The organism is Mesorhizobium sp. M0166 (assembly GCF_040322255.1).
Taxonomy (GTDB): Bacteria; Pseudomonadota; Alphaproteobacteria; order Rhizobiales; family Rhizobiaceae; genus Mesorhizobium.
Genome location: NZ_JAMYTD010000057.1, coordinates 23,767 through 32,893, shown reverse-complemented (window position 1 = coordinate 32,893; position 9,127 = coordinate 23,767). Strand labels below are relative to the sequence as shown.

Genomic DNA, 9,127 nt, shown 5'->3' with positions numbered 1-9,127 from the left:
GGATATACGTCGCTCACATTCGCCTGCTCACCCGCAGGCTCGCAAGAAGTTGATATCAAAACACTCTTTTTGATTCAGGCTCTAACACACGTCGCCATTCTCGGTGTCTTGGGCAGTAGTGGTTTTGGGAAATGGACACATCAACCCTAATAATCGCGTACAAGGTAATGAGCGAACGTAGCATTCGGGGTACCGCGCGGATTTTGGGGAAGCCGGCGTCGAGCATTGCTGCAGCCATCGACCGATTAGAAACAGAGATCTCTGTTTCACTCATACAAAAGGTTGGGACAAGTGTTGTCCTAACGCTTGAAGCGGAGAGAATATCTCCTTTGATCAAACTGCTTGCTGACCACATACAAGATGCAATCGCGGTTGGTAACCGCAGTGCGTTCGATGTCTCTCTGAGCTTAAAATCCCTTACCCGCTTTGCGCATGTTGCGGAAACAGGCAGCATTCGCCGAGCGGCCCAGAACCTCGGGCTTGGACAACCTCAGCTCGCCCGTCAGATTGCGCATATGGAATCTGCCCTCGGCTGCCGTTTGCTCAATCGAAATGTGGACGGCTCAAGAACAACGGAAGCAGGAAAGCGGTTCGCTAAGTCAGTTGGCGCTATCGAAACCGTTTGGAACGACCTCTCCCGTGCTGCGGCCGGACGGTTTCGTCGGAGTGCTGCAACCATTAGACTCGGCTCAATCATTCCCTTGGGTCATGAAAGTTTCGTTGCCACACTGCTCGCTTCGCTTCTCGCTAGATGGATGGACGATAAGCCCCGCGCGCCACTTTTCGTAGCTAGTAAGACGACGGACGAGTTAATTGCAGGTCTTAAGAGCGGGGCCTTCAATGCTGTGCTTCTAAACACCGTAAACGTCCCGAAAGACTTTGATGGTTACCTCATAGCCATGTCTCCACTATCGTTGGTTGGGCACTCCACCATTGTCGGGTCACAGCAGTGCAAAGATAGTCTCGCCAAGATATTCCAAAGGACTCCCATTGCTGTCCCAAGTGCCAGGAGCGGACTGCGTCAAATTATCAACCGACTGCTAGCCGAGATACTTACTGAAGCTGAGGTCGATAAATTGAGAATTATAGAGGTGGATTCGATGCCTGTTATCCTCAACCTCGTGCTGAGCCATGGAGCAGTATCCGTCCTGCCTTCGGAATCAGTCACCAGCATTCGCGACGATCTTTCTCAAATCCCACTCTCCCCTGATCACAGTCTACCGCTATGGCTCGTTTGTCGAAAAAACGAGAGCAGCCGCTCAATCACTCGTGAGGTTCTGACCATGCTTGTAGGCTTAGGGTACGGCGAGCCGACGTCGGCGACTTGACGATTTACCCCTTTGGGTACTTGATAGCGCCGGCTCGGCGGAATCAGGGTCCGCCGTAGGCCAAGAATAGTTGAGAAGGCGGCGCATAGCGTGATCACGGATATTGTCGATCCACGCAAGCAGTCTGGCCTTAGGTTGCTATTCACCGTAACGGCGCTCCAGCGCGCTTGCAATTCGCTCGCAAAGCAATGCGGAGGTCACCACTGTGAGGTGGAGACGAAGGCGAACTCCGTGTTTATCAACTAGGGTAGTGACAATCCCGCGATCAGAGTACTCGGTGAGGTCAAGAACATCGTTGATGATGAAGTCTGGCATTTCGCGCTTATGGCGCTCATCCACCGGGTTCTCCTCCCTAATTGGTGGCTTTCCAGGCAGCCCGAGCCTAATTCGCTGGAACTCGGCGTAGCTCTCGGCTACAGCTTGAGCGTTGAATAAATGCCGAGTTACTTTGCCATTTTCGACGACTTGGACAATCCATTGGCCGGCGGCATACTTCAATCGCACGTCATTCGGTTCTCCGGCAACCATATCCGTCATCCGTTTCAGCAATCAAGAATGAGCAATGACTGTGGGAGTCCCAAGCCGCTGTATCGCTCTGTAGACAAACAACTTCCCCCATGTGATTTTCAAATCTAGACTTTCTGACAGCATGTCGTCGCTACACGACGGCAACCTTTTCGATTCAGTCGGAATGCTCGACGCTATAAGTAAATGAGCAGTGCACTTGCCTGGCAGTACGGTGTGGGTCGTGTGCAAATTGACCCCATAAGCCGGGGAATCGGCGTCCAATGTTGCCCCCCGCCTGCCATCGCGAACACTGCATTCGCTCGGTTTCTTAGAGAAACAGCGATGGGCCCAAGCCATTGATTTTGCCTTCGCATTCAATGCTATGGAGTCGACCGCCTACCTACAGTATCTAAGTTTTCGAAGCTTGGGATATCCCAAAATATATACACCAGCCTGCAACGTCATAGGGCCTTTTCAAAGGCTGGAACCTATGTTTGTCTATACAAATACGAAGACCCCAGAGGAACTCATGTTATCAGAACCGCCCGCGAAGCAGCAGACCGGCTGCGGGATGGGATGGCCGTTGCCGCGTCCTGTTTCGAAGGATGCTGCCATCTTGCCATTCGCCTCCGCTGCATCGAGCCGAAGAGTGGCGGTCAGGTCGAAGAACGATACGTCAACCCTATCATCGCACCGAACTATCTCGCCAATGACTTCCAAGCGGTGGCGTACATCAAGGCGTTCGAACACTTTGTCGAAAGCGGTCAAACGGGACGCGACCGCGCGCAGGCTTTTGGGCCAGGGCTGACCAACCCTGTGTGCGCGTCTTCCGGCCGCACGTGGTCATGCAAGACCGTGGTGACCCGCTGTCTTATCCGGGACAGAAGTATCGTCTGGAAGTCCGCTCCTCTGAAAAACGGGCAATGCCTGTGACCTACTGAAAAATGTGACCTACTGAGAAAAAAGAGCATGAGCAACCATCCCGCAACCATCGTGTTGAAGACGCCCCCTGCGTCGATCGAGGATATCGTCGCCATAGCTCGCGAGGGCGCACGCATCGAAATTTCTCCCGCGGTTGAGCAGCGCATTGTTGCTGCACGCGCAGTTGTCGATCGGTATGCGGAGCTCAACTTGCCTGCCTATGGCCTGACAACCGGCCTCGGTGCCGGCGTGGAAACGCGCCTAAAGGCCGATGATCTCGTCGCCTTCCAGATCCGGGTTCCGCAGGCACGCGCGGTGGGCGTAGGGTGTGCTCTCTCTCGCGAAGCGGTCAGGGCGATGATCGCGGTCAGGGTTGCCGGCATGGCCGCAGGCGGCGCGGGTGTTTCGCTAAGCATTTTTAAAGCATTGGTTGCAGCGTTGAATGCCGGATTTCATCCGGTCGTGCCGTCGCTTGGCTCAATCGGTGCCGCCGACCTAGCGCCACTGGCACATATGGGGTGTGCCCTCCTCGGTCACGGCGAGGCGGAACTCGACGGCGAGGTGATGCCGGCACAAGCTGCATTGGAAAAGGCGGGACTCACGCCGCTGGATCTGGGACCGAAGGATGGTCACGCGCTCATCGGCGCCAACAGCTTATCGGTTTCGCAAGCCTGCCTGCTGGTCCATGACATCGAACGACTGTTCGACTGGTCGCTTTTGGCTGTTGCACTGAACTTCGAGGCCTTTCGCGTCAATATTACTGCGTTTGATGATCGGGCCCTCGCCGCACGCCCCGCTTTTGGCCAGCGTGCGGTGGCGGCGCGGTTGCGCGACATCCTTTCAGGCAGCTTGCTTTTTGCAGAAGGCGCTGCGCGCCGACTGCAGGATCCGTTGAGCTATCGCTGCGTGCCGCAAGTGTGGGGTGCGCTGTCGCACGCCATCGCGGAAGCCCGGGAGGCTACCCTAATCGAGCTTACCAGTTCGGGTGACAACCCGGTGGTGCTGGCGTCGGAAGGCCTGATCCTGTCGCATGCTAACTTTGACCTGACGGCCTTCGTCCTGGCTTGGGAGAGACTAGGGCAGGCGCTGGCGCATTGCGCCGCCGCGACGGCCTACCGGACGATGAAGATCATGTCGCCAGGCATCTCAGATCTCCCTCGTTTCCTGACCACGACGGGTCAGAATCGCGCTGGGTTCGCAACCGTGCAAAAAACGGTTTCCGCCTTGGAAGCGGAAATCCGCCATCTCGCCCTGCCTGTCTCGCTTACGCCTATTCCGGTGGCCGACGGCCTCGAGGATCAGGCTTCGATGGCCCCGCGTGTTCTTGCTAAGACCGGGGCAATCGTCGAACGGCTGCGATATCTCGTAGCTATCGAGCTCGTGACCTCGGCACAGGCAACAGACCTCAGAGGCGTGGCGGACCAACTCGGCACAGGAACTGGCGACGCCTATCGCATCGTTCGGAGCCTTGTCGAGCCAGTCGGCGAGGATCGCGCGCTTGGACCCGACTTTATGCGCCTTGCGAAAGCGATCGAGAATTCAGCCCCACCGGCATCGGGTCAAACCGCGCGACAAACCTCGTTGAACCGGCTTCCTGGTCTCCTCCCGGGGAAGCCCGCATAGATCCAATCGAGTTGAAAATTGGAGGGACAGGAATGCGGGAAATCTGGATCGACTATCTGAACGCGCTTGACGTAAAGGCGCTGGGGCTGACGAACGAGGAGATTCTTGATGCGGTTTCAAAGGCCCTGGATGCACAGGGTCGCGGCGAGACCGTTATCGAGCCTCGTGTCCATCTTGTCCCGGAAAGTTCTGACAAGGGCCATTTCAATGTGCTGCGTGGCTACGTGAAACCGCTCGACTTTGCTGGTGTGAAGGTGGTTGGCGATTTCGTCGACAACTATAAGGTCGGTCTTCCTTCCGAGCTGGCCGTGCTAAACTTGTTCGATCCGCGCACTGGCGTGCCCAGAGCCGTCATAGATGCGACGGCAATCACCGACATGCGGACTGGCGCGGTAACCGCGATCGGCGCAAAACATCTCGCACGTAAGGACAGCAAGGTGCTCGGCCACGTCGGTGCGCGCGGAACTTCCTATTGGAATGTCCGCCTGCTCGATCATCTCTTCGATTTCGACGAAATTCGCGTCCATTCCCGCCGGCCTGAAAGCCGCGAGGGCTTTGCGGCGCGGCTGACGCGAGACCTTGGCAAGAAGATCGTCGTCACAGAAAATTGGGAGGACTGCCTGAAGGGCGCTGACATTATGGTTGAGGCCAGCCGTTTGCCGGAGCCCACGCCACTGTTCAAAACCAAGTGGGTGAAGAAAGGGGTTTTCGTGGTTCCATACGGGACGATGAGTGCGCTGGAATTCGACATCACCGATATCATGGACAAGGTGGTTGTTGACGACTGGGGCCAGTGCCAGCCAGGACGTCCATTTGGGGCACTCCGCCGCCATGTCGACGAGGGCAAGGTCACCTTGGAGACACTGCACGCCGAAATGGGCCAGATTGTCTGTGGCGCCAAGTCCGGTCGCGAAAGTGACGATGAAACGATTCTCTTCTGGCATCGCGGGCTTAGCAGCACAGACGTCGCCCTCGGCGCCACCATGGTCGAAAAGGCCAACCGCATGAACATCGGCCAGAAACTCCGTTTTGCCTGAGCTGTCATGAGCGTTGCCAACCTCATCGCCTGTTCGCGAATGTACAATGTTACACCGGCCGCTCGCGCCTGCTGGGACGATCTGTTCATCTGGCTAAGCGGACAGGCGGGCGTGGAGCTCAAGATCATATCCCATCCCGCGCCTGCGCCCTTGTCCGAACTATGGGCAAGGCCAGACATGGGAGCCGTCTTCATGTGCGGCTATCCCCTTTCCCTCCTGGCGGAGAAAGAGCGTCCGACCGTGCTGGCGGCGCCCGTAGCCCATGCTTCATGGGCCGGAGGCCGACCCTGCTATGCAAGCCATATAGTCGTGTCCAAGGACGGGCCGGTGCGGACGGCTGCGGACCTACCGACGGCGATTTGGGGTTGGACAGTCCGAGATTCCCAATCTGGCTATAATGCGCCGCGCGACTTCCTTTCTGGTTTTTTGCCCGAAAGAGCACCCGCACTGCGCACCGTTGGGCCTCTCCTTAATCCATCGGGCGTCGTTGCGGCGCTTCGCGACGGGCGCATTGAAGTCGGGGCTATGGACGCCTACGCCTATGAGTTGCTGTCAATGCACGAACCGGATGCAGTGGTGGGATTGCGCATCGTCGCGACGACCAGGTCACTGCCGTGTCCGACGCTCGTTTCGTCCAGAACTGCGCCCGCCGATATGGTGTCAACTCTGCGGCAGGCGCTGTTGCGGGCTCATGAAAGCGAAGACGGACGTGCTGCGTTACGTCCGCTCGCGATTGAACGGTTCGACAACCCAGATGTGGCCAACTACCGCGTGCTCGCAGAGGCAGCGGAGGCGGTCGATCAGAGGCTTGCGGCATGGTGACGGCAGGAGCACGCAGCGACGACTGCACTAGCAGATTAGTCGAGATTAGCGGGGCGAACCTGCTCTGCCGCCCGAGATGTAGGAGCATCGTCTTGACTTGGATCCAAAGAACATCCCCCCATGACGGCCGTCGGCTCGATAAGGGGGCCGCCTGGTGCCGCGCTCCGTCTAGGCGCGTCCTATGCGTCGATGCCGGGGATCAGCAGGCAGATGTAGCGCCAGCAGATCCGGTGTGCCCGCTCCAAATCCTCTTCCTCATACTCGCCCACGCTCTGCCAAAAGAAGCCGTCGATCAGCGCGGCGATGCCGTCGACGGTGTCGTCGACCTGATCGGTCGGAACCAGCTGCTTGACGGCGTAGCGGATGTTGGAGACGAAGCGCGCGCCGGTCAGGTGGTAGAGATGCTTGATGCGTGGCTCGGTCTGCGCGGCGATCATGAACTGCATCCAGGTCACGGCGCGCTTGGGCATGCCGAGGTGCTGCGGTGCGAACGAGCCGTCGACGATCGCCTTCAGCCGTTGCGCCGGCGTCGGATTGGTCGGCGCCAACTTCATGATGTCCTGGCGAAACAGGTTCGACAGGTTGCGCATGGCCAGCGCCATCAGCTCTTCCTTGCTGTCGAAATAATGGTTGACCAAACCGGCCGACATTCCGGCGCGCCGTGCGATGACCGCCATCGTGGCGCCGGACATGCCTTCCTCGCCAATGACGGCAATCGCGGCGTCCACAAGCTCGTCGCGGCGCATCGCCTTGATTGACCGTTTCGCCATTGCTATGCCTTCTCGTTTGTATATTAATTAGCTATTCAATATACCATATCGTCATTCAATCCAAGTCGGAGTTCAAATGCCCAGCGTCGTCATTTCCGGGGTCAGAACCGTCGAAACCCACTGGATTCCGCTTGCCGACGGCCGCAAGCTGGCCGCCCGCCTGTTCCTCCCGGAGGACGCCGAGAAAAATCCCGTCCCGTTAATCTTCGAGTACATACCGTATCGTCGCCGTGACGGCTCGCGCACCGGCGATGAAGAGATGCATCTTTTCTTTGCCGGCCATGGCTATGCCTGTGCCCGCGTCGACATTTCCGGCACCGGCGATTCGGACGGCCTGCTCGACGACGAATACGTCAAGCGCGAGCAGGACGATGCGCTCGAGATCCTCGACCATCTCTGTTCGCAACCATGGTGCACCGGCGTGGCCGGCATGATCGGCAACAGCTGGGGTGGCTTCAGCGGCCTGCAGGTCGCGGCCCGCCGCCCGCCGCAGTTGAAGGCGATCGTCACCTCCTGCTCGACCGACGACCGCTATGCCTGCGATGCGCATTACAATGGCGGATTGGTGATCAACGACAATTTCGGCTGGGGCGGGGCGCTTTTCGGCTATTCGGCGCTGCCGCCGGATCCGGCAGTCGTTGGCGAGGATCGCTGGCGCGAGATGTGGAAGAATCGGCTCGACGACCACAAGAACCATGCCGCCGAATGGTTGAAGCACCAGCGCCGCGACGCGTTCTGGAAGCAGGGCTCAGTCTGCGAGGATTTTTCCGCGATCGAATGCGCGGTGCTGGCGGTCGGCGGCTATCTCGACGGCTATACGCAAACGATCTTCAGCCTGGTCGAGGATCTCACGGCGCCAGCCAAGGGCCTTTGCGGGCCATGGGGCCACAAGGAACCGAACTATGGTGTCCCCGGCCCTGCCGTCGGTTACCTGCAGGAATGCATCCGCTGGTACGATCACTGGCTGAAGGGCATCGACAATGGCGCCGACCGCGATCCGGACATGCGCTTCTATTTGATGGACTATGCCACGCCGCATTCGCATATCGACTTCAGGCCGGGCCGCTGGCTGGGCTTTCCGCAATGGCCGGCGAAGCAGATCGGCGGCAAGGCCTATTGGCTGAACGGCGACGGCAAGCTCGGCGAGACGCAAGGAGCCGGCGGGGCAGGGCTGACCATCTCATCGCCGCTCACCACGGGCGTGCAGGGGCAGGAATGGTGCCCCTATGGCCAGGGCCGCATCTCGGCTGAAGGCGCGCGCGACCAGCGTGCCGACGATGGCGGCTCGCTGTGCTTCGACAGCGCGGTAATGGCTGCCGACCTGCCGCTTGCCGGCATATCGAAAATCAGGCTGCGCGTCACCGCCGACAGGCCGCAGGCGCAGCTCTGCGTCAGGCTGAACGATGTGGCACCGGACGGCACCTCGGCCTTCATCACCTTTGCGCTGCTCAATCTCGCGCACCGCCAGAGCCATGAGTTTCCGACGCCGTTGACGCCGGGCCAGTTCGAGGATGTCGAGCTCGACTTCAAGCCGGTGGCGCAGATCATCCCGGCCGGACACAGGCTGCGGGTGGCGATTTCTTCGTCCTACTGGCCGATGGCCTGGCCGTCGCCGGAGCGCACCATGCTGACCTTCGATCCGAAGGGCTGCCGACTCGATCTCGCGGTCCTGGCCAACGAGGAGGGCCTGGCACCCGTCGCCTTCGAGGACGCGCTGTGGGCTGAGCCCCGCCCATTGACGGTCAATGAGCCGGCGCGCCAGCTGCGCTCGCTGACGACCGACCTGCCGACCGAGCGCACCGAACTGACGGCACTGTCCGACGACGGCCGTTTTGTCTTCGAGGACATCGGCACCGAGATCACCTCGTGGCGCCGCAAAATCTATGGGATCACCGACAACGACCCGGCGAGCTGTGTGACGCAAGTGACCTGCCACAAGGAATTGACGCGTCCGGATTGGAACGCGCGGCTCGATTGTCAGATCACCATCAGCTGCGACCGCGAGAATTTCTATGCCCGCGGCTGGGTCAGGGCTTACGAACGGGGAACGATCTTCGCCGAACGGACTTACGACGAAGTCATTCCACGCGACTGCATGTAACCAACAAAAGGGGGAACA

At 59.1% G+C, this 9,127-nt stretch carries 8 protein-coding genes; 6 read left to right on the top strand and 2 right to left on the bottom strand.

The window, feature by feature from the left end:
- The first annotated feature begins 131 nt into the window (after positions 1-131).
- Positions 132-1,328 (top strand): LysR family transcriptional regulator, encoded by a 1,197-nt coding sequence (locus NKJ46_RS32115; RefSeq protein ID WP_352670984.1) that lies wholly within the window; start codon positions 132-134, stop codon positions 1,326-1,328.
- Between the two features lie 138 nt (positions 1,329-1,466).
- On the opposite strand, the gene NKJ46_RS32110 is transcribed toward NKJ46_RS32115, so the two are convergent.
- Positions 1,467-1,856 carry a hypothetical protein gene (locus NKJ46_RS32110; protein WP_352670982.1) on the bottom strand — a complete coding sequence of 130 codons (390 nt, stop codon included), beginning with the start codon at positions 1,854-1,856 and terminating at the stop codon, positions 1,467-1,469.
- 555 nt (positions 1,857-2,411) lie between these two features.
- On the opposite strand from NKJ46_RS32110, the gene NKJ46_RS32105 reads away from it, so the two are divergent.
- The 4 genes from NKJ46_RS32105 to NKJ46_RS32090 are packed head-to-tail and all read left to right on the top strand — an operon-like array spanning position 2,412 to position 6,238.
- Positions 2,412-2,768, top strand: coding sequence for a hypothetical protein (locus NKJ46_RS32105; RefSeq protein WP_352670980.1), 357 nt, complete (start codon positions 2,412-2,414; stop codon positions 2,766-2,768).
- Positions 2,769-2,804: 36 nt separating this feature from the next.
- Positions 2,805-4,379 (top strand): HAL/PAL/TAL family ammonia-lyase, encoded by a 1,575-nt coding sequence (locus tag NKJ46_RS32100; RefSeq protein WP_352670977.1) that lies wholly within the window; start codon positions 2,805-2,807, stop codon positions 4,377-4,379.
- Between the two features lie 32 nt (positions 4,380-4,411).
- Positions 4,412-5,416: an ornithine cyclodeaminase family protein gene (locus NKJ46_RS32095; protein WP_352670975.1), complete on the top strand. Its 1,005-nt coding sequence runs from the start codon at positions 4,412-4,414 to the stop codon at positions 5,414-5,416.
- Positions 5,417-5,422: 6 nt separating this feature from the next.
- Positions 5,423-6,238 carry a phosphate/phosphite/phosphonate ABC transporter substrate-binding protein gene (locus NKJ46_RS32090; RefSeq protein ID WP_352670973.1) on the top strand — a complete coding sequence of 272 codons (816 nt, stop codon included), beginning with the start codon at positions 5,423-5,425 and terminating at the stop codon, positions 6,236-6,238.
- Positions 6,239-6,417: 179 nt separating this feature from the next.
- Here the strand turns inward: NKJ46_RS32090 and betI are convergent, their stop codons facing one another.
- A complete protein-coding gene (betI, locus tag NKJ46_RS32085; RefSeq protein ID WP_352670971.1) occupies positions 6,418-7,008 on the bottom strand; it encodes a transcriptional regulator BetI in 591 nt (196 codons plus the stop codon).
- Between the two features lie 76 nt (positions 7,009-7,084).
- Here betI and NKJ46_RS32080 point away from each other — a divergent pair, with 76 nt between their 5' ends.
- On the top strand, positions 7,085-9,109 hold the full coding sequence (locus NKJ46_RS32080) for a CocE/NonD family hydrolase (RefSeq protein WP_352670968.1): 2,025 nt from the start codon (positions 7,085-7,087) through the stop codon (positions 9,107-9,109).
- Positions 9,110-9,127 lie beyond the last annotated feature (18 nt).

Excerpts from the sequence above, each read along its gene's own strand:
- NKJ46_RS32090 (WP_352670973.1), top strand. The coding sequence starts at position 5,423 with ATGAGCGTTGCCAACCTCATCGCCTGTTCGCGAATGTACAATGTTACA.
- betI (WP_352670971.1), bottom strand. The coding sequence starts at position 7,008 with ATGGCGAAACGGTCAATCAAGGCGATGCGCCGCGACGAGCTTGTGGAC.
- NKJ46_RS32115 (WP_352670984.1), top strand. The coding sequence starts at position 132 with ATGGACACATCAACCCTAATAATCGCGTACAAGGTAATGAGCGAACGT.
- NKJ46_RS32110 (WP_352670982.1), bottom strand. The coding sequence starts at position 1,856 with ATGGTTGCCGGAGAACCGAATGACGTGCGATTGAAGTATGCCGCCGGC.
- NKJ46_RS32100 (WP_352670977.1), top strand. The coding sequence starts at position 2,805 with ATGAGCAACCATCCCGCAACCATCGTGTTGAAGACGCCCCCTGCGTCG.
- NKJ46_RS32080 (WP_352670968.1), top strand. The coding sequence starts at position 7,085 with ATGCCCAGCGTCGTCATTTCCGGGGTCAGAACCGTCGAAACCCACTGG.
- NKJ46_RS32105 (WP_352670980.1), top strand. The coding sequence starts at position 2,412 with ATGGCCGTTGCCGCGTCCTGTTTCGAAGGATGCTGCCATCTTGCCATT.
- NKJ46_RS32095 (WP_352670975.1), top strand. The coding sequence starts at position 4,412 with ATGCGGGAAATCTGGATCGACTATCTGAACGCGCTTGACGTAAAGGCG.